At 70.3% G+C, this 24,669-nt stretch carries 22 protein-coding genes and 1 riboswitch; of the genes, 9 read left to right on the plus strand and 13 right to left on the minus strand.

Going from position 1 to position 24,669, the window contains the following annotated elements; genetic code table 11:
- Positions 1 to 2: 2 nt before the first annotated feature.
- The 3 genes from OO63_RS29105 to OO63_RS29115 form a co-directional block, all read right to left on the minus strand.
- Positions 3 to 833: a carbohydrate ABC transporter permease gene (locus OO63_RS29105; RefSeq protein ID WP_030359867.1), complete on the minus strand. Its 831-nt coding sequence runs from the start codon at positions 831 to 833 to the stop codon at positions 3 to 5.
- Complete coding sequence (locus tag OO63_RS29110; RefSeq protein ID WP_030359866.1) at positions 830 to 1,819, minus strand: carbohydrate ABC transporter permease; 990 nt, start codon at positions 1,817 to 1,819, stop codon at positions 830 to 832. The genes OO63_RS29105 and OO63_RS29110 overlap by 4 nt, the downstream gene beginning before the upstream one ends.
- 210 nt (positions 1,820 to 2,029) lie before the next feature.
- Entirely contained in the window at positions 2,030 to 3,304 is a 1,275-nt protein-coding gene (locus OO63_RS29115; RefSeq protein WP_030359865.1) for an extracellular solute-binding protein, read from the minus strand.
- A gap of 374 nt (positions 3,305 to 3,678) precedes the next feature.
- Between OO63_RS29115 and OO63_RS29120 the strand changes: the two genes are divergently transcribed.
- The 8 genes from OO63_RS29120 (at position 3,679) to OO63_RS29155 (ending at position 13,801) form a co-directional block, all read left to right on the plus strand.
- Positions 3,679 to 4,518: a GntR family transcriptional regulator gene (locus tag OO63_RS29120; RefSeq protein WP_234311252.1), complete on the plus strand. Its 840-nt coding sequence runs from the start codon at positions 3,679 to 3,681 to the stop codon at positions 4,516 to 4,518.
- 106 nt (positions 4,519 to 4,624) lie between these two features.
- Positions 4,625 to 6,769: a carbon starvation CstA family protein gene (locus OO63_RS29125; RefSeq protein ID WP_030359863.1), complete on the plus strand. Its 2,145-nt coding sequence runs from the start codon at positions 4,625 to 4,627 to the stop codon at positions 6,767 to 6,769.
- Positions 6,766 to 6,966, plus strand: a complete 201-nt coding sequence (locus tag OO63_RS29130; RefSeq protein ID WP_030359862.1) for a YbdD/YjiX family protein — start codon at positions 6,766 to 6,768, stop codon at positions 6,964 to 6,966. The genes OO63_RS29125 and OO63_RS29130 overlap by 4 nt, the downstream gene beginning before the upstream one ends.
- A 122-nt stretch (positions 6,967 to 7,088) precedes the next feature.
- On the plus strand, positions 7,089 to 7,370 hold the full coding sequence (locus OO63_RS29135; protein WP_078619427.1) for a DUF3311 domain-containing protein: 282 nt from the start codon (positions 7,089 to 7,091) through the stop codon (positions 7,368 to 7,370).
- The gene (gene mctP, locus OO63_RS29140; protein WP_030359860.1) at positions 7,367 to 8,989 is read left to right on the plus strand and encodes a monocarboxylate uptake permease MctP; all 1,623 of its coding nucleotides are present in this window, start codon (positions 7,367 to 7,369) and stop codon (positions 8,987 to 8,989) included. Before OO63_RS29135 ends, mctP begins: the two co-directional genes overlap by 4 nt.
- 123 nt (positions 8,990 to 9,112) lie before the next feature.
- The gene (locus OO63_RS29145) at positions 9,113 to 9,817 is read left to right on the plus strand and encodes a hypothetical protein (RefSeq protein ID WP_030359859.1); all 705 of its coding nucleotides are present in this window, start codon (positions 9,113 to 9,115) and stop codon (positions 9,815 to 9,817) included.
- A gap of 258 nt (positions 9,818 to 10,075) precedes the next feature.
- Positions 10,076 to 10,217: riboswitch (cobalamin riboswitch) on the plus strand.
- A gap of 129 nt (positions 10,218 to 10,346) precedes the next feature.
- A complete protein-coding gene (locus tag OO63_RS29150; protein ID WP_030359858.1) occupies positions 10,347 to 12,761 on the plus strand; it encodes a ribonucleoside-diphosphate reductase subunit alpha in 2,415 nt (804 codons plus the stop codon).
- Entirely contained in the window at positions 12,761 to 13,801 is a 1,041-nt protein-coding gene (locus OO63_RS29155; RefSeq protein WP_030359857.1) for a ribonucleotide-diphosphate reductase subunit beta, read from the plus strand. Before OO63_RS29150 ends, OO63_RS29155 begins: the two co-directional genes overlap by 1 nt.
- On the opposite strand, the gene OO63_RS44005 is transcribed toward OO63_RS29155, so the two are convergent.
- Positions 13,705 to 13,992, minus strand: a complete 288-nt coding sequence (locus OO63_RS44005; protein ID WP_078619428.1) for a hypothetical protein — start codon at positions 13,990 to 13,992, stop codon at positions 13,705 to 13,707. The genes OO63_RS29155 and OO63_RS44005 overlap by 97 nt on opposite strands.
- 93 nt (positions 13,993 to 14,085) lie before the next feature.
- On the opposite strand from OO63_RS44005, the gene OO63_RS29160 reads away from it, so the two are divergent.
- Complete coding sequence (locus OO63_RS29160) at positions 14,086 to 15,057, plus strand: GlxA family transcriptional regulator (RefSeq protein WP_030359856.1); 972 nt, start codon at positions 14,086 to 14,088, stop codon at positions 15,055 to 15,057.
- Positions 15,058 to 15,088: 31 nt separating this feature from the next.
- Here the strand turns inward: OO63_RS29160 and OO63_RS29165 are convergent, their stop codons facing one another.
- The 9 genes from OO63_RS29165 to OO63_RS29205 form a co-directional block, all read right to left on the minus strand.
- On the minus strand, positions 15,089 to 16,462 hold the full coding sequence (locus OO63_RS29165; RefSeq protein ID WP_030359855.1) for a bifunctional albaflavenone monooxygenase/terpene synthase: 1,374 nt from the start codon (positions 16,460 to 16,462) through the stop codon (positions 15,089 to 15,091).
- The gene (locus OO63_RS29170) at positions 16,459 to 17,574 is read right to left on the minus strand and encodes a terpene synthase family protein (protein ID WP_031192732.1); all 1,116 of its coding nucleotides are present in this window, start codon (positions 17,572 to 17,574) and stop codon (positions 16,459 to 16,461) included. Before OO63_RS29170 ends, OO63_RS29165 begins: the two co-directional genes overlap by 4 nt.
- 427 nt (positions 17,575 to 18,001) lie before the next feature.
- Positions 18,002 to 18,652, minus strand: a complete 651-nt coding sequence (def, locus tag OO63_RS29175; protein ID WP_030359853.1) for a peptide deformylase — start codon at positions 18,650 to 18,652, stop codon at positions 18,002 to 18,004.
- A gap of 106 nt (positions 18,653 to 18,758) precedes the next feature.
- On the minus strand, positions 18,759 to 19,739 hold the full coding sequence (locus OO63_RS29180) for a tetratricopeptide repeat protein (protein ID WP_030359852.1): 981 nt from the start codon (positions 19,737 to 19,739) through the stop codon (positions 18,759 to 18,761).
- Positions 19,740 to 19,903: 164 nt separating this feature from the next.
- On the minus strand, positions 19,904 to 21,244 hold the full coding sequence (locus OO63_RS29185) for an HD-GYP domain-containing protein (RefSeq protein ID WP_397622213.1): 1,341 nt from the start codon (positions 21,242 to 21,244) through the stop codon (positions 19,904 to 19,906).
- Entirely contained in the window at positions 21,241 to 22,596 is a 1,356-nt protein-coding gene (locus OO63_RS29190; RefSeq protein ID WP_051811300.1) for an HD-GYP domain-containing protein, read from the minus strand. The genes OO63_RS29185 and OO63_RS29190 overlap by 4 nt, the downstream gene beginning before the upstream one ends.
- Before the next feature lie 185 nt (positions 22,597 to 22,781).
- Positions 22,782 to 23,090 carry a mycothiol system anti-sigma-R factor gene (gene rsrA / locus OO63_RS29195; RefSeq protein WP_030359849.1) on the minus strand — a complete coding sequence of 103 codons (309 nt, stop codon included), beginning with the start codon at positions 23,088 to 23,090 and terminating at the stop codon, positions 22,782 to 22,784.
- On the minus strand, positions 23,087 to 23,761 hold the full coding sequence (locus OO63_RS29200; RefSeq protein WP_030359848.1) for a sigma-70 family RNA polymerase sigma factor: 675 nt from the start codon (positions 23,759 to 23,761) through the stop codon (positions 23,087 to 23,089). Before OO63_RS29200 ends, rsrA begins: the two co-directional genes overlap by 4 nt.
- 221 nt (positions 23,762 to 23,982) lie before the next feature.
- A complete protein-coding gene (locus OO63_RS29205; RefSeq protein WP_030359847.1) occupies positions 23,983 to 24,669 on the minus strand; it encodes an alpha/beta hydrolase family protein in 687 nt (228 codons plus the stop codon).

Genomic DNA, 24,669 nt, shown 5'->3' on the forward strand with positions numbered 1-24,669 from the left:
CGTTAGCCCTTCACGGCGCCGTCGGTCAGGCCGGCCACGGCCCTGCGCTGGAGGAAGACGAAGAGGATCAGGATCGGGATGGCGAACAGCGAGGCCGCGGCCATGGTGGCGCCCCAGTCGTCGCCGAACGCGGTCTGGAAGCTGGAGAGCCACACCGGCAGGGTCTTGGCGTCCGCTTCCTTGTTGAGCACGAGGACCAGCGGGAACTCGTTCCAGGCGGTGATGAAGCCGAAGAGCGAGGTCGACATCAGGCCCGGCGCGAGCAGCGGCAGGATCACCCGGCGGAAGGCCTGCATCCGGGTGCAGCCGTCGACCATCGCGGACTCCTCCAGCTCCCTCGGCACGGCGGCGACGAAGCCGCGGAGCGTGAGGAGGGTGAAGGGCAGGATCATCACCATGTAGAAGAGGGTCAGCGGGATCAGGCTGTTCAGCATGTCCGCGTCGCGCACGATGATGTAGATCGCGATGACCATGACTTCCCACGGCGCCATCTGCGCCAGCATGAAGCCGATGATGAAGCCGCGCCGTCCCTTGAAGCGCATCCGGGCGAGGGCGAACGCCGAGGTCACGCCGATGATGAGGGAGAAGAGGACGGCGAGGATCGTGACGGTGAGGGAGTTGCCGACCATGGTCCAGAAGTGGTCGACCTCCATCGCCGTCCTGAAGTGTTCGAGCGTGGCGTCGGTCGGGAACCAGACCGGGTCCTCGGCGATGATGTCGACGGTCGGCTTGAAGGCCGTCGCGAACATCCAGTACACGGGGAAGACGCAGAAGATGAAGAGAACGACGGCGACCAGGTTGGGCCACAGGCGGCCCATCAGCGAGCGCTTCACAGCTCGTCCTCCTCTTGCTTGAGCACGATCCGCAGGTAGAACGAGGTGATGGCCAGCAGGATGAGGATGGTGAGCAGCGCGATCGCCGCACCCATGCCGAAGTGCTGGTTGCCCATGCCCTCGATGTAGGCGTAGACGGGAAGGATCTCGGTGAGCCGGTCGGGGCCGCCCTCATTGATCGTGAAGACCTGCACGAACGCCTTGAAGACCCAGATGATCTCCAGGAACGTGGTGGCGTAGAGGAAGGGCCGCAGGTACGGCAGCGTCACCTGGGTGAACTGCTTCCAGGCCCCGGCGCCGTCGAGCGACGCGGCCTCGTACAGCTCCTTGGGAATGGTGGTCGTGGCGGCGTACAGGTTGATCGCCACGAAGGGGATGGACATCCAGACGATGAGCAGCAGGACCACGAAGAAGGTGGAGTACTGCGTGGCCAGCCAGTCGTGGTCGGCCATCGACTCGAAGCCGATCTTGGCGAGCACCCAGTTGACGACGCCGAAGCGCTGTGCGAACAGCCACTGGTAGACCGTGCTCGCCGCGACGACGGGCATCGCCCAGGCGAGGACGAGGCCGACCAGGAGGAAGGTGCGCATCTTCCGGCCGAGGCGGGCCAGGAGCAGTCCGACCATGGTGCCGAGCATCATGATCAGCACGACGTTGACGGCGGTGAAGGCGACCGAGCGGCCGGTGACCCGCCAGAAGTCCTCGCTGCTGAGGACCTCCTTGTAGTTGTCGATTCCGTTCCACTCGGTCAAGTGCAGAATGAACTGCCGCATGTTGAGGTTCTGGAACGACAGGATCCCGTTGTTGACCAGCGGCCAGCCGAGCAGCAGCAGGGTGGCGATGATCGCGGGGGCAAGTAGCAGATAGGGCGTGAGGCCGGCGAGACGTCCTGGGGACCTGCGCGGGCCCGTTGGCCGTGGCCCGCCGTCCAGTGTCTGCACCTCCGTCGGGCCGGAGGGCGGCCGTTCGGTCTTCTGCACGGTCATGCTCGCCATCTCTTTCGTGGGCAACGCGAAACGCTGGGGGCGGCGCGGGGGGGGGCGCCGTGGGCAGCGCGGGGGCGCCATGGGCAGCGCGGGGGTGGCGCCACCGGGGGCGCGGAGAACGCGGGGTCGCGCGGGGAGCGCGGAGCACCCATGGGTACGCCGGGGGCAGCGGGGTCGGTTCACCCGCCGCCCCCGGCGGGGTCTGCGTCCTTACTGCTTCTGCGCCAGGCGCTTGTTGAGCTCGCCCTCGACCTTCTTGGCGGCGTCGGCGGGCGAATCGCCGTTGAGCACCGCGGTCATGTAGTTCTTGATCGGGTTCGGCGGGTTCTCGACCGCGCCCCACTCCGGGATCAGCGGGGTGGTGCCGCCGCCCGCGGTGGCGGGAGCGGCGGCCTCGGCGGCCGCGTTGCCCTTGAGGTTGGACTCCAGGGCCTTCTTGTTCGGGATCGTGCCGCCTTCCTTGGCGAACTGACCCTCGAACTTGTCGGACAGCGCGATCTTGAGGAACTCCTTGGCGAGCTCCTGCTTCTTGCTGGTCGCGGCGACGGCGAGGTTGGAGCCGCCGAGGAAGACGCCCTCGGGCTTGGCGGCGGTGGCGCCGGGGATCGTGAAGAAGCCGATGTCCTTCTCGATCTTCTTGTTGGCCTTGATCGCGGTCGCGGCCTCCCAGCTCATGCCGATGAAGGCGCCGGTCTTGCCCTTGGCGAAGATCTCGGCCTGCTGCGGGGTGGCCTCGTCCTTGTTCTTCGGCGCCTTGGAGAGGTCCGCGAACTGCTTGTACGTCTTCATGGCCGCGGCGACCTTGGGGTCGTCGAGGTTGGAGACGTACTTGTCGCCGTCCTTCTTGACAAGGTCGGCGCCCTCGCCGATGGTCAGGCCGACGAAGTGGTACCAGTTCTGGCCGGGCAGGTAGATCGGCTCGGCGTCGGTCTTCTCGCCGATCTGCTTGAGGTTCTTGAGGAACTCGGCGCGGGTCTTCGGGGTCGTCTTGATGCCGGCGTCGGCCCAGACCTTCTTGTTGTAGACCACGACGCGGTTGAGGACGAACCACGGGGCGGCGTACTGCTTGCCGTCGATGACCGAGGCCTTGTTCATCGACTCGGTCCAGTCGGCGCCGATGGTCTCCTTGAGGTCATCGAGCTCGGCGAGGCCACCGGTCTTGGCGTACGCGGCGGTCTGCGTGTTGCCGATCTCGAAGACGTCCGGCGGGTTCTCCTCGGAGAGGGCGGTCGTCAGCTTCTGCTGGATGCCGTTCCACTGCTGGACCTCGAACTTCAGCTTCGCGCCGGTCTTCTTCTCGAAGGCGGCCGTGACGTCCTTCTGCCACTGGTCCGGCGTCGAGCCGTCCATGGCCCAGAGCGTCAGCGTCTCGCCCTTGAAGCCGTCCGCCCCGGACTTCTTGTCGTCCTTGTCGTCGCCGCCACAGGCCGCGACAGAGACCAACATGCCCGCGACACCGATAGCCGCTATGAGCTTGCGCTTCACAGTCATCCTCCTTTGGATGCCAGCCAACCCCCCACCCGCAGCGACCAAGAGGACCGAAAGACTGCCCGTGGGACTGGACCTGGTCTTTAATGGTGTAGACCAGTACGGGGAGCTTGGCCTAGACCTTTATAGGTGTCAAGGGTGTATAAGAAGGGCAGTCACGTCCGTTATCGGACCGACACCTGAGTGGGTACGGGCCCGTGTCGCACCCCCGGAAACACCCCGGGACCGCGGCCCCGCGCGACCTTCGCGCGAGCAGGGGGCGCCCCTCGCCCCGGACCGTGCCACGATGTGAGCCGCGACAGACGGAGGACCCGGTGGCGACAGCGCAGGAGCCGGTGACAGCAGCAGCACAGGAGCCGGGAAGGCGGAGCATGGGCACAGAGGCGGGCAGTACCCAGGCCGGGGCGGGCACGTCCGTGACGGGGGAAGCGTCCGTGACGGGAAACCCGGCCGCCTCCACCACAGCGGACGGCTCCGGCCCCGGCAAGTCGGTACGCCCGGCGCGGGTGCCCAAGTACTACCGCCTGAAGCGGCACTTGCTCGACATGACCGAGACCCTGCCCCCCGGCACCCCGGTCCCGCCCGAGCGCACCCTCGCCGCCGAGTTCGACACCTCCCGCACGACGGTGCGCCAGGCCCTGCAGGAGCTGGTCGTCGAGGGCCGCCTGGAGCGGATCCAGGGCAAGGGCACCTTCGTGGCCAAGCCCAAGGTCTCGCAGGCGCTCCAACTCACCTCGTACACCGAGGACATGCGGGCCCAGGGCCTGGAGCCGACCTCCCAGCTGCTCGACATCGGCTACATCACCGCCGACGACACCCTCGCCGGACTCCTCGACATCGCCACCGGCGGCCGCGTCCTGCGCATCGAGCGCCTGCGCCTGGCCAGCGGCGAGCCGATGGCCATCGAGACCACGCACCTCTCGGCCAAGCGCTTCCCCGCGCTCAGACGCTCCCTGGTGAAGTACACGTCCCTCTACACGGCCCTCGCCGAGGTGTACGACGTGCACCTCGCGGAGGCCGAGGAGACCATCGAGACCTCGCTGGCCACCCCGCGCGAGGCCGGACTGCTCGGCACCGACGTGGGCCTGCCCATGCTGATGCTGTCGCGGCACTCGCTGGACGGCCAGGGCCAGCCGGTGGAGTGGGTGCGGTCGGTGTACCGGGGCGACCGGTACAAGTTCGTGGCCCGCCTCAAGCGCCCCCAGGACTGACCCGCGCACACCCCCCAGGACTGATCCCGTCCGCCCTGTAGCGCGGACCACGTTCCTGCCCCTACCGTCCTCCCGTCACCGCAGATCGTGAACGGGAGGACGGCCCGTGCGCACAGCGAACCCCAAGAGCATCGCCCTCTGGACAGTCGTCGCGCTGGTCGGCGCCTCCGGCTGGACCGTACTCGCCCTCTCCCGGGACGAGGAGGTGTCCGCCGCCTGGATGGTGGCCGCCGCCCTCGGCTCGTACGCCATCGCCTACCGCTTCTACGCGAAGTTCATCGCGTACAAGGTGCTCAAGGTCGACAAACGCCGGGCCACGCCCGCCGAGCGGCTCGACAACGGCATCGACTACCACCCGACCGACCGGCGGGTGCTGCTCGGCCATCACTTCGCGGCCATCGCGGGCGCCGGACCGCTGGTCGGTCCCGTGCTCGCCGCCCAGATGGGCTATTTGCCGGGCACGATCTGGATCATCGCGGGAGTGATCTTCGCGGGGGCCGTGCAGGACATGGTCGTCCTGTTCTTCTCCACCCGCCGCGACGGCCGCTCGCTCGGCCAGATGGCGCGGGACGAGATCGGCCCCTTCGGCGGGGCCGCGGCGCTGCTCGCCGCCTTCGCCATCATGATCATCCTGCTGGGCGTGCTCGCCCTGGTGATCGTGAACGCGCTCGCCGAGTCGCCGTGGGGCACCTTCTCCATCGCGATGACGATCCCGATCGCCCTGTTCATGGGCTTCTACCTGCGGATCCTGCGGCCGGGACGGGTCAGCGAGGTCTCCCTCATCGGTGTCGCGCTGCTGCTGTTCGCGCTGATCGCGGGCCGCTGGGTGGCGGAGTCCTCGTGGGCGGAGGCGTTCACGCTCGCGCCGTCGACGCTGGTGATCTGGCTGGTGGCGTACGGCTTCATCGCCTCGATCCTGCCGGTGTGGATGCTGCTCGCGCCGCGCGACTACCTGTCGACGTTCATGAAGATCGGCACCATCGTGCTGCTCGCGCTCGGCGTCGTCATCGCGCTGCCGACGCTGAAGATGGACCCGGTCACCGACTTCGCCTCGCGCGGCGACGGTCCGGTCTTCGCGGGCTCGCTCTTCCCGTTCGTGTTCATCACCATCGCGTGCGGGGCGCTCTCCGGCTTCCACTCCCTGATCTCCTCCGGCACGACGCCGAAGATGATCCAGAAGGAGACGCAGGTCCGGATGATCGGGTACGGCTCCATGCTGATGGAGTCGGCGGTGGCGATCATGGCCCTGGTGGCCGCGTCGATCATCGACCCGGGCCTCTACTTCGCGATGAACGCGCCCGCGGGCGTGGTCGGCGACACCGTGCAGGAGGCGTCCAAGGCCGTCGCGGGCTTCGGATACACCATCTCCCCCGAGGACTTGGCGCAGGCCGCCAAGAACGTGGAGGAGAGTTCGCTGCTCTCGCGCACCGGCGGCGCGCCCACCCTCGCGGTCGGCGTCTCGGAGATCTTCTCCAAGGTCACCGGCGGCTCGCTGAAGGCCTTCTGGTATCACTTCGCGATCATGTTCGAGGCGCTGTTCATCCTCACCGCGCTCGACGCGGGCACGCGCGTGGGCCGGTTCATGCTCCAGGACATGCTGGGCAACGTCTACAAGCCCTTCAAGAACATCAGCTGGAAGCCGGGCCTGGTCCTCACCAGCGCCGCCGTGACCGGCCTGTGGGGCTACTTCCTCTGGGTCGGCGTGCACGAGCCGCTCGGCGGCATCAACCAGCTCTTCCCGATCTTCGGCATCGCCAACCAGCTGCTCGCCGCCGTCGCCCTCGCCGTCTGCACCACGCTCCTGGTGAAGTCCGGACGGCTCAAGTGGGCCTGGATCACGGGCGTTCCGCTGATCTGGGACGCCACGGTGACGCTCACGGCGAGCTGGCAGAAGGTGTTCTCCAGCGACCCGCGCGTGGGCTTCTTCAAGCAGCGCTCGATCTACCAGGACGCCATCGACGACGGCAAGGTCCTGCCGCCCGCCAAGTCGATGGACGACATGCACACCGTCGTCACCAACTCCACGGTGGACGGCGTCCTTTCGGCCGCGCTCGCGCTCCTCATCGTGATCGTGATCGCCGACGCGCTGCGCATCTGCGTGCGCCACATCCGCGATCCGCTGTCGTCGAAGCTGAGCGAGGCGCCGTTCGAGGAGTCCAGGACGGTCGCGCCCGCCGGGCTTTTCGCCACGAAGGAGGAGAAGGCGGAGATCGCGGCGGCCGAGGAGCGCGAGACGGCGGGCTCGCCATGAGCGGACCCCTCCTGCGCGCCCTGCGCGGACTGCGTTGGTACGTAAGGGAGTTGACCGACGAGTCCGCGTACGAGCGGTACGTGGCGCACGTACGCAAGGATCATCCGGACGCCGTCGTGCCGAGCCGCCGCGCGTTCGAGCGGATGCGGACGGACCGGCAGGAGTCGGACCCCCGAGCGGGCTTCCGCTGCTGCTGAGCAGGCACGACGGCACTTCCGGTACCCGTCCGTTATACGGACGGGGGTTCCGTACCGCGAGATCTCTGACTTAGATTTCCCGCACGTTAAGAACGGGATAAGTGAGGGAACGGAGCGGCGGGATGTCAGATGCGCCTGAAGTGCCAGTTGCGCCTGAAGTGAGACAGCCGGTGGTCACGCCGGTCCGCGTGGTCATCGCCCTCTGCCTCGTGGCGCCCTTCGTGGCGATGCTCTGGGTGAGTTCGTACGCGAAGGCCGACCCGGCCTTCATCGGGATCCCGTTCTTCTACTGGTACCAGATGCTGTGGGTGCTGGTCTCGACCGCGCTCACGATGATCGCCTACCAGCTGTGGCAGCGTGACCAGCGCGGCCGCAAGGCCCAGAAGGACGGAGCGTCCCGGTGAACGACGGCGTGAACGGCGTCGCGCTCGCCGTCTTCATCTTCTTCTTCCTCGCGGTCACCGTCATGGGCTTCCTGGCGTCCCGCTGGCGCAAGGCCGAGAACGAGCAGAGCCTCGACGAATGGGGCCTGGGCGGCCGGTCGTTCGGGACCTGGGTGACCTGGTTCCTGCTCGGCGGCGACCTCTACACCGCGTACACCTTCGTGGCCGTCCCGGCGGCGATCTACGCGGCGGGCGCGGCCGGGTTCTTCGCCGTGCCGTACACCATCCTCGTCTATCCGCTGATCTTCACCTTCCTGCCGCGCCTGTGGTCGGTCTCGCACAAGCACGGGTACGTGACGACGTCGGACTTCGTCCGGGGCCGGTTCGGCTCCAAGGGGCTCTCGCTGGCCGTGGCGGTCACCGGCATCCTCGCGACGATGCCGTACATCGCGCTCCAACTGGTCGGCATCCAGGCCGTCCTCGACGTCATGGGTGTCGGCGGCGGCGAGGACACCAACTGGTTCATCAAGGACCTGCCGCTGCTCATCGCCTTCGGCGTGCTGGCCGCGTACACGTACTCGTCCGGTCTGCGGGCGCCCGCGCTGATCGCGTTCGTGAAGGACACCCTGATCTACATCGTGATCGTGGTGGCCATCATCTACATCCCGATCAAGCTCGGCGGCTTCGACGACATCTTCAGCGCCGCCAATGAGAAGTTCTCCGCGACGAACGAGGCCACCGGCAAACCCGTCGGCTCGCTCGTGCCGGGCGACGCGGGCACCTGGACGTACGCGACCCTGGCCCTCGGCTCCGCGCTCGCCCTCTTCATGTACCCGCACTCGATCACGGCGACGCTGTCCTCGCGCAGCCGCGACGTGATCCGGCGCAACACCACCATCCTGCCGCTGTACTCGCTGATGCTCGGCCTGCTCGCGCTGCTCGGGTTCATGGCGATCGCGGCCGGGGTGAAGGTCGAGAACGGGCAGTTGGCGATCCCGCAGCTGTTCGAGGACATGTTCCCGGACTGGTTCACGGGCGTCGCCTTCGCGGCCATCGGCATCGGCGCGCTCGTCCCGGCCGCCATCATGTCGATCGCGGCCGCGAATCTCTTCACCCGCAACATCTACAAGGACTTCATCAGGCCCGGCGCGACACCCGCGCAGGAGACGAAGGTCTCCAAGCTGGTCTCGCTCCTGGTGAAGGTGGGCGCGCTCGCCTTCGTCCTCACCATGGACAAGACGGTCGCCATCAACTTCCAGCTGCTCGGCGGCATCTGGATCCTGCAGACCATGCCCGCCCTCGTCGGCGGCCTGTTCACGCGCTGGTTCCACCGGTGGGCGCTGCTCGCCGGCTGGGCGGTCGGCATGATCTACGGGACGGTCGCCGCGTACGGAGTCGCCTCGCCGACGCAAGCGCACTTCGGCGGCTCGTCCAAGGAGATCCCGGGCATCGGTGAGATCGGCTACATCGGCCTGACCGCGTTCGTCCTGAACGTCGTCGTGACCGTCGTCCTCACCTTCGTCCTGAAGGCCATGGGCGCCCCCGACGGCGTCGACGAGACGTCCCCGGAGGACTACACCGCGGATGCCGGTGACAAGGGCGTGGCGGTGGAGCTGCCGAAGGTGGGCGCCGGGCACTGACGCCCTCGGGCTCCGCCCTGCCTGGAGGCCACCCTGCCTGGAGGCCGCCGTGTTCCGCCCGGGACGCGGCGGCCTTCGCCGTGCCGCCTCCGGCCCCGAACCGGCGTACGAAAGAATGGGCCCATGCCGCGTCCTCGCCTCCTGCTCCCCGCCGCCCTGCTGCTCCTCGCGCCCCTCGCCCTCACCGGGTGCGGCTCCGAGGACGCCGGGTCCGGGAACAGGGCTTCCGGGGACAGGGCCTCCGGGAACGCGGGCTCCGGCGCCGGATCGACGCCCTCCCGCGCCGACCTGGAGGACCGCGCCCGCGCCGCGCAGACCCGGACGGCGCACGTGTACGTGACCGAGGCCGACGGGTTCACACTGGCGGAGCAGTCCGTGGGCGTTCTCGGGGACGACGGCTTCCAGGCGGTGTACGTGGCGAAGCGGGGCGGCGCGCAGATCAAGGTCGGCGTGGAGCGGGGCACCGTCGACGGCAAGACCTGCCGGAGCGTGTATCCCCCGGCCGGGCGCTGCGAGAAGGACGGCAAGGGCTGGTACCGCGCCTCGGGCCCCGACTCGCCCGAGAACCCCGGCTCCACCGGCCGGTCCGGCTCCTGGCACGAGTACGTCCGCTCCGAGCACGGCCTGCGCATCCAGCTCTCCGCCGACCCCGACCTGGTGGACCGCGACACGCTGCGCGCCGCCGCCGAGGAGGCGCACCGCGCGAACGCGGCCGAGCTGGACGCCGTACTGCCCGAGAAGACCTCCCCCGCCACGCCGGTGGAGCGCGGCGACATCCCGCGCGAGGGCGACGGCGCGCCCCAGGACCCGCCGGGCGCGGGTGGCTGAGCGGAGCCGCAGCGGGTGGCTGAGCGACGCCGCAGCGGCTGGCTGAGCGGGGCCTGAGCGACCTCCCGAGCGGAGCCTGAGCGACCTCCCGAGCGGGCCCTCGGCGGCCTCTGCGCGGGCCCCCGGCAGCGGCCGTACGCCCCCTCGGAATGCCACGCCCCGCCCCCGAGTTGAGGTTCAGGGCGCCTCGTCCCGCGACAACGCCGCTACCCTCCGACACAACATCTAGGGGTGGCACCGAAAGCCAGCACAAGATGTATGCTCGTCCTCGCTGTCGCCGCAGGGGAATCCGGTGCAAGTCCGGAACTGTCCCGCAACGGTGTACTGGTACGCATTTGTGCGCTCGCGCCCGCAACATGCGCCGGTGAGTCCGACGACCTGCCGACAGCGCACCTGGACCGTCCGGTCCGGGTGCCGAGACGTCCGGGCCTCGAGGAATGGGTTGGTGGACGCGGAGTCGCCCCTGCGCGGGCGCAGCCGCGCCGTGCCGCTCTCCACAGGCCCAGAGCCGAGCGAGGGAGAGCACCACGTGACCATCGCGCCCGCCGAACCCGCGTCAGCGCAGGCCGCCGAGCAGGCCGAGGCCCAGCAGGCCGCGCAGACCACCGACGGACCGGGGACCGCCCTGCTGCGCGTCCTGACCGACCTCACCGCCGACCTCCCCGACGCCGACCCCGGCCGGGTCGCCGCCGCCGCGCTGCGCGGCCGTTCGGCCAAGGCCGACGAGGTGGAGCTGCGGGAGCTCGCGACCGAGGCGGCCGCCGGGCTCATCTCCGAGGACCCCGCGTACTCGCAGCTCGCGGCCCGGCTCCTGACCATCGGTATCCGCGAGGAAGCCGCCTCGCAGGGCGTCACGTCGTTCTCCCAGTCCGTCGCCGTCGGCCACCGTGAGGGCCTGATCGCGGACCGCACCGCCGAGTTCGCCACGCTGCACGCGGAGCGCCTCGACGGCCTCGTGGACGCCGCGCTCGCCGACGGCGCCGACCGCCGCTTCGGCTACTTCGGCCTGCGCACCCTGCACAGCCGCTATCTGCTCCGGCACCCGATCACCCGCAAGGTCGTCGAGACCCCGCAGCACTTCATGCTGCGCGTGGCCGCCGGTCTCGCCGAGGACACCTCCGAGCGGGCCCTCGACGAGGTCGCCGCGCTCTACCGCCTGATGAGCCGTCTGGACTACCTGCCGTCCTCGCCGACGCTCTTCAACTCCGGCACCCGGCACCCGCAGATGTCGTCCTGCTACCTGCTCGACTCGCCGCTGGACGAGCTGGACTCCATCTACGACCGCTACCACCAGGTCGCACGGCTCTCCAAGCACGCCGGCGGCATCGGCCTCTCGTACTCCCGCATCCGCTCGCGCGGCTCCCTGATCCGCGGCACGAACGGGCACTCCAACGGCATCGTGCCGTTCCTGAAGACCCTCGACGCCTCCGTCGCCGCCGTGAACCAGGGCGGCCGCCGCAAGGGCGCGGCCGCCGTCTACCTGGAGACCTGGCACTCCGACATCGAGGAGTTCCTGGAGCTGCGGGACAACACCGGCGAGGACGCCCGGCGCACCCACAACCTGAACCTCGCGCACTGGATCCCCGACGAGTTCATGCGCCGCGTGGCCGCCGACCAGCCCTGGTCGCTGTTCTCTCCGGCCGACGTGCCCGAGCTCGTCGACCTGTGGGGCGAGCAGTTCGACGCCGCGTACAAGAAGGCGGAGGCGGCCGGTCTCGCGCAGAAGACCATCCCCGCCCGCGAGCTGTACGGCCGCATGATGCGCACCCTCGCGCAGACCGGCAACGGCTGGATGACCTTCAAGGACACCGCCAACCGCACGGCCAACCAGACGGCCGAGCCGGGCCACACCGTCCACTCCTCCAACCTCTGCACGGAGATCCTGGAGGTCACGGACGACGGCGAGACGGCCGTGTGCAACCTGGGTTCGGTGAACCTGGGCGCGTTCGTCGACACAGCGAGCGGCGACATCGACTGGGACCGGCTCGACGCCACCGTGCGCACGGCCGTCACCTTCCTCGACCGCGTCGTGGACATCAACTTCTACCCGACCGAGCAGGCCGGGCGCTCCAACGCCAAGTGGCGGCCCGTGGGCCTCGGCGCGATGGGCCTGCAGGACGTCTTCTTCCAGCTGAAGCTGCCGTTCGACTCGCCCGAGGCGCGGGCGCTCTCGACCCGCATCGCCGAGCGCATCATGCTCGCCTCGTACGAGGCGTCCGCCGACCTCGCCGAGCGGAACGGCCCCCTCCCCGCCTGGGAGAAGACCCGCACCGCGCGCGGCGTCCTGCACCCCGACCACTACGGCGTCGAGCTGACCTGGCCCGACCGGTGGGCGGCGCTGCGGGAACGTATCGGCAAGGTGGGCATGCGCAACTCGCTGCTCCTCGCCATCGCGCCGACCGCCACCATCGCGTCCATCGCGGGCGTGTACGAGTGCATCGAGCCGCAGGTCTCCAACCTCTTCAAGCGCGAGACCCTGTCCGGTGAGTTCCTCCAGGTCAACTCCTACCTGGTGCAGGAGCTGAAGCGGCTCGGCGTGTGGGACGCGCAGACCCGGGAGGCGCTGCGCGAGTCCAACGGCTCGGTGCAGGGCTTCACCTGGGTCCCCCAGGACGTCCGCGACCTGTACCGCACGGCCTGGGAGATCCCGCAGCGCGGCCTCATCGACATGGCGGCCGACCGCACGCCGTTCCTGGACCAGGCGCAGTCCCTGAACCTGTTCCTGGAGACGCCGACCATCGGCAAGCTCTCCTCGATGTACGCCTACGCCTGGCAGCGCGGCCTGAAGACCACGTACTACCTGCGCTCGCGCCCGGCGACGCGCATCGCCCGCGCGGCGTCCGGCCAGGCCGCCGCCGCTGCCCCCGTCCCCCAGCAGGTGACCGACCCCGAGGCGATCGCCTGCTCCCTGGAAAACCCCGAGTCCTGCGAGGCCTGCCAGTAATGTCCCAGTCCGCCAACCACACCACGACGACCAGTGGTGAGAAGAACCTGCTCGACCCCGGCTTCGAGCTGACCCTGCGCCCCATGCGCTACCCGGACTTCTACGAGCGCTACCGCGACGCGATCAAGAACACCTGGACCGTCGAGGAGGTCGACCTCCACTCGGACGTGGCCGACCTGGCCAAGCTCACGCCCGAGGAGCAGCACCTGATCGGCCGTCTGGTCGCGTTCTTCGCGACCGGCGACTCGATCGTGGCGAACAACCTCGTGCTCACGCTGTACAAGCACATCAACTCCCCCGAGGCGCGGCTCTACCTGAGCCGGCAGCTGTTCGAGGAGGCCGTGCACGTCCAGTTCTATCTGACGCTGCTCGACACCTATCTGCCCGACCCGGACGACCGCGCCGCCGCCTTCGCGGCCGTGGAGAACATCCCGTCCATCCGGGAGAAGGCCGAGTTCTGCTTCAAGTGGATGGACTCGGTGGAGAAGCTGGACCGCCTGGAGTCCCAGGCCGACCGGCGCCGGTTCCTGCTCAACCTGATCTGCTTCGCGGCGTGCATCGAGGGCCTGTTCTTCTACGGTGCCTTCGCGTACGTCTACTGGCTGCGCAGCCGCGGTCTGCTGCACGGCCTCGCGACCGGCACCAACTGGGTGTTCCGCGACGAGACGATGCACATGAGCTTCGCCTTCGAGGTCGTGGACACCGTCCGCAAGGAGGAGCCGGAGCTGTTCGACGACCAGCTTCAGCAGCAGGTCACGGACATGCTGAAGGAGGCGGTCGACGCCGAGCTGCAGTTCGCGCGGGACCTCTGCGGCGAGGGCCTGCCCGGCATGAACACCGAGTCGATGCGCGAGTACCTGCAGTGCGTCGCCGACCAGCGCCTTCAGCGGCTCGGCTTCGCGCCGGTCTACGGCTCCGAGAACCCGTTCTCGTTCATGGAGCTTCAGGGCGTGCAGGAGCTGACCAACTTCTTCGAGCGGCGCCCCTCGGCGTACCAGGTCGCCGTGGAGGGTTCGGTCTCCTTCGACGACGAGTTCTGAGCGAGGCCCTGAGCCGGGACCCGGACCGGGTCCTGAGCCGGGCTCCGGCTTGAGGGCTGCTGCCCTCGCTCGGCCTCGCGCAGCTGGCGGTCGATCCGCCGGTCGTGCGCGTGGCCGATGAGCGAGGGCAGCGCCACGAGCAGGAAGACTCCGAGGACGGCCAGCGTGTTGAGTGCGTCGTGTGCGTTCATGACATCCACTCTCGCGCCGGCCGTCCTTCGCCGTCAGTGGCAGGACTGTCGTACGACCTCGATTTCCTGCCAACGCTACGGCACACTGGCAGGATGCTGACCAACGTGGCCGCCGTCGTGCTCGACGGCGTGCACCCCTTCGAGCTCGGCGTCGTGTGCGAGGTGTTCGGCCTCGACCGCAGCGACGAGGGGCTGCCGGTGTACGACTTCGCGGTCGCCTCCGCCGAGGGCCCGGTGCTCTCCACCCACGCCGGGTACTCGATCACCACCACGCACGGCCTCGACCGCCTCGAAGAGGCCGACCTCATCACTATCCCGGCCGGCGACTCCTACGTGACCCGGGAGTTCCCGCCCGACCTCCTCGACGCCCTGCGCCGCGCCGCCGACCGCGGCACCCGGGTGCTCAGCGTCTGCACGGGCGTCTTCGTGCTGGCCGCCGCCGGACTGCTCGACGGGCGACGGTGCGCCGTGCACTGGCGGCACGCCGAGGAGCTGAAGCGGCGCCATCCGCGCGCGATCGTCGAACCGGACGTGCTCTACGTGGACGCCGACCCGGTCATCACCTCCGCGGGCACCGCCGCGGGCATCGACGCCTGTCTGCACCTGGTCCGCAAGGAGAACGGCACGGAGGTCGCCAACGCCATCGCGCGCCGGATGATCGTCCCGCCGCACCGCGACGGCGGCCAGGCCCAGTACATCGAGCGGCCGCTGCCCCGCACCCGCTGCGACACCGTCGGCGAGGTGCTCGCGTGGATGGAGCGCCACCTCGACCGGGAGCTGACCGTCGACCAGCTCGCCGCCCGCGCCCATATGTCGCCGCGCACGTTCGCGCGCCGCTTCCAGCAGGAGACGGGCACGACGCCCTACCGCTGGCTGCTGCGCCAACGCCTGCTGCACGCCCAGGAGTTGCTGGAGGCGACGGACGAGACGGTGGACGCGATCGCGGGCCGCGCCGGTTTCGGGAACGCGGCCGCGCTGCGCCATCAGTTCGTCCGCGCGCTCGGCACCACGCCCAACGCCTACCGTCGTACGTTCCGCGGGCCCGGGGCCGACTCGGCCGCATGAGAGCGGGGCGAGCCGGCCCGCGGGCCCCGGGTCAGCGCCGCTGTGCGCGCAGGACCAGCTTCTTCGGGTGCAGGGTGATGCCGACCTTGGTGGCCGTGTCGGTCGACTCGACCGGGCTGAGGCGCCACTTCGGCAGGACGGTGGCCAGGATCAGGGTCAGCTCCGCCAGACTGAAGTGATCCCCGGGGCACTTACGGTTGCCGACGCTGAACGGCATCATCGCGAACTCCGGGACGCTCGCGGCGCGTTCCGGATTCCAGCGGTCCGGGTCGAACTCCAGATGCCGCTCGAACGAACGCGGATCGCGCTGCATCGCGTACACGCTGTAGACGATGTCCGCGTCGGCCGGAATGCGATAGCCGCCGAGGTCGGTCTCGGCCACCGAGCGGCGCGTGAAAATCCACGCGGCCGGACGTATACGCATCGCCTCCGTGACGACATTGCGGGTGTGCGGCAGCTCCTTGAGATCGGCGAAGGCCACCGGGCGTCCCGACGCCACGGAATTTACTTCTTCAACCAACCGCCTTTCCTGCTCGGGGTGTTCGGTGAGCAGATGGAACGTCCACGCCAGCGTGGACGCGACATTCTCCGCGCCCGCGACGACGAGGGAGACCACATGGTCGTGGATCTCCTGATCGGCGAGCGGCTCTCCGGTTTCGTCGTGCGCGCGGAGCAATTCGGCCAGCAGGTCCTGTTCCTGGCCGGTGCCGAGGGCGCGGCGTTCGGCGATGATCTCGTCGACGAGCGCGTGCAGATCCGCGAGGGCGCGCTCGAAGCGCCGGTTGGCGGGGGTCGGCACCCGGTAGAGCGGGCCGACGGAGAGCACCATGCGGCGGTAGAGACCTTCGAAGACGGTGTGCAGCGAGTCGCTGATGCGGTCCGCCTTCTCGCCGATCGAGTCGACCTCCAGGAGCGAGCGGGACACGATGCGGACGGCGGTGCGGAACATCTCCGCGCTCACGTCCACCGTGCTGCCGTGGTCCCAGCGGGCCGCCGTCGCCTGTGCCTCCTCGGCCATCACGCGCGCGTAGTCGGCGATGCGCTCGGGCCGGAATGCGGGCTGCATCATGCGCCGCTGGCGGCGGTGCACCTGGCCGTTGCTGGTGGCCACGCCCTTGCCGAGCAGGACCTCCAGGGTGTCCCAGAGGGGCCCGCCGACGATGTACTCCGGGCTCTTGAGCATCCGCCCGACCAGTTCGGGATCGTTCACCGCGTACGCGGTCTTCGGCCCCAGCCTGATCCGGACGAGATCTCCATGGTCACGCAGGGCGGCGAGGAAGCCGAGCGGGTCGCGCACCAGGTTCCAGGCGTGGCCGAGAACCGGTGCTCCGCCCTGCACCAGCGGTGGGGTGCGCAGCGGTGCGGTGGTCGCGGGTATCGCGGAGGCCGTGGATTCGACGGTCATTCTTCACCACCAGAGGGATCGGTTTCTGCCAGGTCGGTGCTCGGGAATTCGGGGGCTGAGGCGTCGGAGACATACGGGGGAAGGGACCTGTCGTCCCAACTCTCGACGCGATACCTGCCGGATTCGTGGTGGAACCAGTACACGGAACTGAACCAGTTCCGCATATTGAAGACACAGGATTGGAGCGCGGCTCCGATGCGCCTTCCGTAGGCGCCGTCCGCCGCCATTTCGTCGGCCAGCAGAAGGAGTTCAGGCTCCACCGCCAGGAAATCACCGACGCAGTCGCTCACGCGCCGGTGGACTTCCGCGACCGTCTCCTGGAGCGAGAGTCCCTCGTGCTGCATGAGGGATATCCCGAGGTTGTGCACCTCGTCGCCCGCCAATTCCTTGGGGAGCGAGCAGAGGTCGTTGTACCAGGCGGAGAAATCCTGGGTCGCGAGCGCCGCCGCGCGATATGCCGGGTGCTTGCGGACGGCGTCCGGCAATTCGCAGCGCGCGGTGGGTTCGAGCAGATCGATCCACACCCAGTGCGCGAAGGTGAGGCGGCGCAGTTCCACGTACGCCTCGACGGCCGGGACGGTCCCGGTGCGCCGGTTGCCGAACTCGTGGTCGTAGGCGTCGATCACCGGGTGGAAGTGCCGGGCGAACCGCGCGTTCCAGCGTGGCCCGAGGTGCGAGTAGAGCCTCAGGACGCAGTCCGCGAAGCCCGCGACCAGTGGGTCCGGATGGGTCAGTTGCTGCCGTGGGTGCTCCAGGGTCGCGTGCAGCCCTTGGCACAGCCGCCGCCACTGCGCCGTCCTGCCGTGCACCGCGTCGCGGTCGTGCCGGTCGTCCCAGCCGAAGAACCAGGAGCTCAAGTCCGCGATGGCGGCGAGCAGTTCGTCAGGGGCGCCGATGTAGTACCCGGCGACCAGGTCGGTGTAGCAAAGGCTGTCGGCATATGCCGCAACCTTGTCGGGGGGCATGAGCCGCTTTTCCAGGAGCCATGCCCGCGAGTTCTCCTGAAGCTTTGGCCAATACGGATGCAGATGACGAGGAAACTCCGACTCCACCACCGGAAGGGCCAGTGGGGGCGGTACGGATACCGCCCGCGTTCGAACGGCTGGACGCATCGGCCCGGCCGGCTTGCGGCGTTGCCGCGGGACGCGTTCCGCCGCATATGCCGGAAGCCTTGTCGGTACCCGTGCCGTCCGGTCCGACTGCGAAGTGCTGTGTGAGGAAGCAGGCACGAACAAACCCCTCTCGACCGCCTGAGGACACACGCCCCTCCCGCCGTGCCGGGCGCGCGCCGTTGCGTATCCCCGCGCTTTCCATTCAGCACCACAACTGACCGTTCAGGGAACAGATTTGCGCCATTCACTACCCCGGTGTGCCGAGAACATCCCCTTACGTGACTGAATCTGGATCATCGGCGTCCGATCGTGGGCTAGTCCTGTCCGGTTCTGCACGGGTACGCCAACGGCCCCTGGTCAGTGGGGTGTTCCCGACCAGGGGCCGCTGCTGTCACGTACTGCTCGTGCGCCTCAACCGGTGCGCACTTCAGTCATTCGGCACCACGGGGTAGCGCGGTGTGCCCTCTTCCATCTGCCGCAGCGCGTCCTTGCGCTCCCGCTTGGAGAGACGGTCGATGTAGAGATACCCGTACAGGTGGTCCGTCTCGTGCTGCAGGCAGCGGGCGAAGTAGCCGGTGCCGCGCACCTTGATGGCGTTGCCCTGCTCGTCCTGACCGGTGACGACCGCGTAGTCCGGGCGGGCCAGGTCCGCGTACGCCGTGGGCACGGACAGGCAGCCCTCGCCCGACTCGTCGAGGTGGCGCCGGTCGGCGGGCAGCTCCTCGAGCACGGGGTTGCACACCACGCCGACGTGCCGGACGCCGTCGTCGTCCATGCAGTCGTAGACGAAGACCTTCAGGTCCACGCCGATCTGGTTGGCGGCAAGGCCCACGCCCTGCGCGGTGCGCTGGCTGGCGAACATGTCGTCGACGAGCTTCGCGAGGTCGTCGTCGAAGGCGGTGACGTCCTTGCACTCCTTGTGCAGGACCGGGTTGCCGACGACCGTGATCGGCCGGGACGTGCCGCGCTCGCGGTGGGCCGTCTCGCGCTCCTCGGCGTCCTCGGTGTCGACGACGAAGCCCTCGTCGTCGACCGGGAGCACTCCACCCGTGAAACTCTGCTCAGTGTCCTGCGCCATGTCCGCCGTATGCCTTCTTCCTGGGACTTCCTGGGAACCGCTGCCTGTGGTGCCCGTACAGGGTACGGCGTCCGCACTCACCGGACGGGCCCGCTGCGCCCAGGGGCTAGCAGACCTCTTCCAGGTCCCGCCAGTCCCGTGAGTCCGGGCTGTCGGCCACCCAGCCGTCCAGGAGTCCCCGCACCAGCCCGGCCGGCGCGGCAAGACCGCACTCGCGCTCCGGCACCCACAGCGCCCCCGGGCTGCGGTGCCCGAGCGGACCCGGGTGCCCGGGCTCGCTGTGGTCGTGGGGGTCCAGGTGCTCCCCGTCCCCCTCGTCGCTCGGCATCCGCGACTCCGAGCACATCCGGCACAGCAGCCGCACGGACGACGACCAGTCCTCGGCGGCGAACCCGGCGTCGGCGGCGAGCCGCTCCAGGGCGTCCCTGTCCTCCTCGGTGGCGGCCTCCAAGAGGACCACCCACGTGGGCACCGGCGAGGGCGCCCACAGCTCGATCTCGTCGAAGACGGGGTACGCGTGCCCGGCGGCCGTGGTCCGCTCACCGTGCGGCACCCCGTCGTGCAGGACGACCTCGCCCCAGCGGCGCCCGGAGGACGGCAGCGGGATGGAGAGCACCTCTATCCGCGCCGGGTCCAGCCTGCGGCCCCACACGACCTCCGCCTCGCCCTCCGGCGAGAGCCGCACGGCCGCGCTGCCCAGCTCCATGCCCATGGGTTCACCCGTGGCGGCGACACCGCCGGGCACCTTCAGGCCGTACGCCTGCCAGGCGCGGCGCGCGAGCGGCCAGTCCTGGAGCGCGGTCGCCGCGATGCCCACGTTCCACCAGTCGGGGGCCCCGGCGGAGCGGTCGAGCAGCGCCACGGCCCTGAGGCCCGCGGCCCGCGCCTGCTCCCAGTCGTGCCGGAACTTGTGCAGGAGCGCGAGGTTGAACCAGGACTCCGACAGCCAGGGTTCGAGATCGGCGGCGCGTGTCAGGAGTGCGCCCGCGTCCTCGTAGCGGCCGTCGCCGATGAGCGTGAACGCCCGGTCGGTGGCCTGCCGCCAGGAGGCGGAGGGCCGGTGCCGTCCCTTGCCGAAGATCCTCACGATTCCCGCCTGCCAGCTCTTGTCGGGGTTTCCCCGCTGCCGTGCTGTCGCGCTTCCGCGCTTCCTTCGCATCCAACCACGGACCGTCGGACGGCCGCTCATTACCCATGGGTTACCCAGCTGGGCGCGGGGTCAGACGGCCCGTGGCACACACCACCACGCCGTCACCCGCGCTCCCCCGCGGGCCCCCTGCCAAGCCCGTCGGGGCCCTCCTGGGACGGCTCCGGCGGCCCGGGGACCTGCCGCCGCTCACCCGGCCGCCCGCGGCCTCGCGCGAGCACCCGTGCCAGGGCCTCCACGACCTCCGGCTGGTACTCCCTGCCGGTGCCGAGGCGCAGCCGCTCCAGTGCGCTGAGCGGCCCTTGTGGCCCGTGTTCCCGAGCCATCTCGTCGTATGCGTTCGCGACGCGCACGATGCGCGCGGTGAGCGGCTGGTCGCGGAACGGATCGGCCTGGCGCTCCACGACCACGGCGACGTCGGCGGCGCCACCTGTCTGGCGTACGACGGCGCCGCCGAGCAGGGCGATCCGGCGCTGCTCGGCCTCCGGCAGGGCCGCGGTGGCGCCCGCCGGGACGGGGTCGACGAGGGAGAGCTGGCCGATGTCGTGCAGCAGGGCGGCGTGCTCGAGGACGCCCAGGTCGGCTCCGGAGAGGCCCAGCTCGCGGCCGGTGGCGCGGCTGAGGTCGGCGACGCGGCGCGCGTGTCCTGCCGGGGTGTACCCGGCGATCTCGGTGGCGCGGGCCAGGGAGGCGATGGTCTGCCGGTAGGTGGTCCGGACGGCCGCGTACCGGCGGAAGGCCAGCTGGGTCAGGAGCAGCGGCAGACTGAAGACGGGCAGCGCCCACAGACCGGCCACGGCGACCGCGAGCGCCATCACGGCCCCCGTCGCGCACACGGCGGACCCGATCCCGGCCATGCCCCGCAGCTCGTCCCGCAGCAGCGGCCCGAACGGCCACCCCGACCTGGCGTGCGCCATGGCGGCGGCGAGCACGGCGTCGCACAGGGCGGTGAGCGCGAGGAGGGTCACGATGACGGCGGCGTACCCGGGGCCGTGTCCGGCGAGGGCCTCCAACCGCCCGGAGTTGTACAGGGGTTGGAAGCACAGCGCGGCGAAGGCCACGGCGAGGACCCGGCGGGCGATGTGGTCGGGGGACGGGCCGCGGCCGAGCGCCACGTGCGGCACGGCCGCGACCAGGCCCGCTGCGACGACGACGGCGACGACCTGCAGCACCCCGTGGTGCGTCGGCCGCCCACCGCACTCGCCGAGCAGGGCGTACGCGAGCGCGCCCGCGGACCCGAGCGGCGCGGGCTCCCGCTCCGCGCCGCTCCCCCACCGCGCCAGCTCCCCGACGGCTATGAGCACCCCGAAGGCCAGCGCGACCCCGGGCTCCTCGGCCCCGCTCCAGAGGGTCGCCCCCAGCGCCCCGGCGGCGACGAGCCCGGCGGCCCCGCGCACCGCACCCGGCACGGCGGCGGGCAGCCGCGGCCCACGGCGGGCGGTCACCGGCGGAGGGGGCGGAACGCTTCGGGGAGGTGCGGGGCGGCGCCGGGGCGGGCTTCGGGGGCGGGCGCGGGGCCGTCCGGCGGGACGTCGTCCAGCGGGGCGCTCCCCGCCGTCACCTCCGAGTCCCACCCGTGCCGGTCCAGGGCCCGCACCAGCGCCCCGACCATCGCCGCGTCGAACTGGGCCCCGGCGCAGCGCCGCAGTTCGGCGAGGGCGGCGGGGACGGGGCGTGCGCGGCGGTAGGAGCGGGACGAGGTCATGGCGTCGAAGGCGTCGGCGACGGCCACCACGCGGGCGGACTCGGGGATCTGGGTGCCGGTCAGGCCGTAGGGGTAGCCGCTGCCGTCGATGCGTTCGTGGTGGTGCAGGATCGCCGCCCGCGCGTCGCCGAGGAAGCCGATGCCGCGGACCATCTCGTGCCCGTACTCGGGGTGCAGCTCGATCACCCGGCGCTCCTGCGGTGTCAGGGGCCCCTCCTTGCGCAGAAGGCGGGTGGGGACGCCGAGTTTGCCGACGTCGTGCAGGATCCCGGCGAAGCGGAGGACCTCCACGCGCTCGTCGGGCATGCCGAGTTCGCGGGCGATCAGGACGGCGGCGCGGCCGACGCGCTCGCTGTGGCCGCGGGTGTAGCGGTCCTTGATGTCGACGGCCTGCACGAGGGCGCGGATGGTGGCCTGGTGGGCGGCGCGTTCGCGGTGGTACTGGGCGAACACCCAGCACGAGACGCCCATCGGGAGCAGGACGAGGAGGGCCGCGGGCGGGCCGTAGGGGCTCTGCCACAGGACGGCCATCATCAGCCCGGCGAGGCCGTGCACCGCGACGGGCGCGAGGGAGCGGGGCAGCGTGCCCTGCCAGGCCGTCCGCGCGGGCACCCGCTCCGCCGTCACGAGGATGCCGCCGTCGAGCGCGGCGAGGACCCCGGCGAAGGCGAGCACGGCGGCCGCGGCGGGCAGCAGGACGTACGGGAAGTGGGGCGCCGACGCGGCCCCGGGGCCTTCGAGGGCCGCGTACGCCTGTCCGGCGGCCCAGGCGGCCAGGGCGAGCTGCGCCGCGCGCCAGGCCCGGCGCAGCCACCGCGGGCGCCGCTCGACGCGGGCGCAGAGGGCTCCCGGCACGGCGACGAGGGCGGCGGCCGCGGGCGGCAGCAGGAAGACGCCGGCGAGCAGGACGGGGAAGAACGTGCGGGCGGCGACGCCGTGCCGCACGGCGCGCTCGCCCCCGGCGTACAGGGCGGCGAGCAGCGCGACGACGGTCCACCGGGTGCCCGGGCCGAGCGCGGGCGCGACGCAGGCGCCGCCGCCGAGGGCGACGCACAGGACGTATCCGCGGGCCCGTGCCGGAACCGAGCGCATGGCCGCCTCCTCCCCCGATCCAGGTCCGGAGATCCGGAGACTAGAACGGGGTTCTGGCATGCCACGGCTCGCAGCCGCGAATTAGCACCTTCGAGTGAGAAAGCGCGTGAGAAAGAAGAGAAACGAACGTACGACGGCCGAATTACGCCGCCCGGATCAAGACCCGGGGGGCGAGACAGCTCAGATCAGGCCGTGCCGTCCACCGGCGTCGCCGTCAGGTCCTGGTCGGGCACCGCCTGGCCCGAGCGGATCAGGTCGATCCGGCCCATGACCTTGGCCCGCAGGTCGGCGGGCACGTCGTCCTGGCCGCAGCAGCGCTTCACCAGCTTCTTGACCGCCTGCTCGAGGCCGTACTTCTCCAGGCACGGAGAGCACTCCTCGAAGTGCGTCTCGAACTTGGTGCAGTCGCTGTCCGGCATCTCGTGGTCCAGGAACTCATAGAGATGATCCAGGACCTCACTGCAGTCAGTCTCGTGCGGCTCTTCGCAGCTCATGAGCCCGAGCCTTTCGCTTCGTTCGACTCTCCGGCACCGGCCGGGACCAGGCCGCGGTCACGCGCGTAGTCCTCCAGCATGCCGCGGAGTTGGCGGCGGCCGCGGTGAAGACGGGACATCACCGTACCGATGGGTGTACCCATGATGTCGGCGATCTCCTTGTACGCAAAGCCCTCTACGTCCGCGAGATAGACGGCGATGCGGAATTCCTCCGGAATCGCCTGCAGCGCGTTCTTCACGTCGGAGTCCGGCAGGTGGTCCAGCGCCTGCGACTCGGCCGAGCGCAGACCCGTGGACATGTGCGACTCGGCGCGCGCGAGCTGCCAGTCCTCGATCTCCTCGGCGGCGCTGCGCTGGGGCTCGCGCTGCTTCTTGCGGTACGAGTTGATGAACGTGTTCGTGAGGATCCGGTACAGCCACGCCTTGAGGTTGGTGCCCTCGCGGAACTGGTGGAACGACGCGTACGCCTTCGCGTAGGTCTCCTGCACCAGGTCCTCCGCGTCCGCCGGGTTGCGCGTCATGCGCAGCGCCGCGGAGTACATCTGGTCGAGGAACGTCAGGGCGTCCCGCTCGAAGCGGGCCGTGCGCTGCGCGGCCGTCTCCTCGGGCTGCCCGGACTGCTCGGCGTGGCCGTTCTCGGTCCCTGCGTCGGTCCCAGTGACCGGACCCACCTCCTCCAACGACGTGGCGGGTCCGAAAGCGGCCCCACTCGAATCGGAGGATAGACGACGACCCCCTCCGCGCGCCGCCCGAATAGGAGCGGCCTTGGGCGCGCTCAGCACCGTCCACTCCAGGTCAGAGGTGGTGGAGCGGTTCGGGCAGATGGTCGGTCCCATGCGGTGGGCTCCCTCTCGTACGAACGGCTGTCGGGGTCTGCTGGCGACAACAGCCGTCACGCACCCAACATTCCCGCCCACCGCGCGACGGCGTCCGTGATGCGTTTCACTGCCTCGTCCTGTCCGATGTCCGCCCTTTTCGGCACGGCGAAGGAGTGATCGCCGAAGGGGATCTCGACGAGTTCGTACGCGCCGTCGGCGGGGAACTCCGCCGGCCTGCCGAAGGGATCGTTGCCGCCCTGGACGACGAGGGTCGCCACCCCAGCGCCCAGGAGCTCGTCCGCGCGGGACTTCTCCGGCTTGCCGGGCAGGTGCAGCGGAAAGCTCAGCGCGAGCACGGCGACGGCGCCCAGTTCGGCGGCCGTGCGGCAGGCGACCCGGGCCCCGGCGCTGCGGCCGCCCGCGATCACCGGGAGGCCGGGCTTCGTGAGCGCGGGCCACAGGCCGCGCCAGCCGACGTCGAGGGTCTTGGGGGCGGGCGCCACCTTCTTGCCGGCGACGCGCCACGGCTGCTCCACCAGGGCGACGGTCACGCCGTGCGCGGGCAGCTCGGCGGCGAGGGCCTGGAGGTCGCGCGCCTCGATGCCGCCGCCCGCGCCATGGCTGACGGCGAGGACGAGCCGCGCCTTCTTCTTCGCCGGGTGCCAGGTGATCCGGGCCGTTCCGGCGTCGGTCTCGACGGTCTCGCTCCTGGCCGTGCCGACGCTGCTCTTGGCCGTACCGGCCGACTCGCTCTTGGTCAC

This window comes from Streptomyces alboflavus (genome assembly GCF_000716675.1).
Taxonomy (GTDB): domain Bacteria; phylum Actinomycetota; class Actinomycetes; order Streptomycetales; family Streptomycetaceae; genus Streptomyces; species Streptomyces alboflavus.

Bases quoted from the DNA above. Each gene is read 5' to 3' on its own strand.
- OO63_RS29110 (WP_030359866.1), bottom strand. From the start codon at position 1,819: ATGACCGTGCAGAAGACCGAACGGCCGCCCTCCGGCCCGACGGAGGTG.
- OO63_RS29120 (WP_234311252.1), top strand. From the start codon at position 3,679: ATGGGCACAGAGGCGGGCAGTACCCAGGCCGGGGCGGGCACGTCCGTG.
- OO63_RS29130 (WP_030359862.1), top strand. From the start codon at position 6,766: ATGAGCGGACCCCTCCTGCGCGCCCTGCGCGGACTGCGTTGGTACGTA.
- OO63_RS29135 (WP_078619427.1), top strand. From the start codon at position 7,089: ATGTCAGATGCGCCTGAAGTGCCAGTTGCGCCTGAAGTGAGACAGCCG.
- OO63_RS29145 (WP_030359859.1), top strand. From the start codon at position 9,113: ATGCCGCGTCCTCGCCTCCTGCTCCCCGCCGCCCTGCTGCTCCTCGCG.
- OO63_RS29155 (WP_030359857.1), top strand. From the start codon at position 12,761: ATGTCCCAGTCCGCCAACCACACCACGACGACCAGTGGTGAGAAGAAC.
- OO63_RS44005 (WP_078619428.1), bottom strand. From the start codon at position 13,992: ATGAACGCACACGACGCACTCAACACGCTGGCCGTCCTCGGAGTCTTC.
- OO63_RS29160 (WP_030359856.1), top strand. From the start codon at position 14,086: ATGCTGACCAACGTGGCCGCCGTCGTGCTCGACGGCGTGCACCCCTTC.
- OO63_RS29165 (WP_030359855.1), bottom strand. From the start codon at position 16,462: ATGACCGTCGAATCCACGGCCTCCGCGATACCCGCGACCACCGCACCG.
- OO63_RS29170 (WP_031192732.1), bottom strand. From the start codon at position 17,574: ATGCGTCCAGCCGTTCGAACGCGGGCGGTATCCGTACCGCCCCCACTG.
- def (WP_030359853.1), bottom strand. From the start codon at position 18,652: ATGGCGCAGGACACTGAGCAGAGTTTCACGGGTGGAGTGCTCCCGGTC.
- OO63_RS29190 (WP_051811300.1), bottom strand. From the start codon at position 22,596: ATGCGCTCGGTTCCGGCACGGGCCCGCGGATACGTCCTGTGCGTCGCC.
- rsrA (WP_030359849.1), bottom strand. From the start codon at position 23,090: ATGAGCTGCGAAGAGCCGCACGAGACTGACTGCAGTGAGGTCCTGGAT.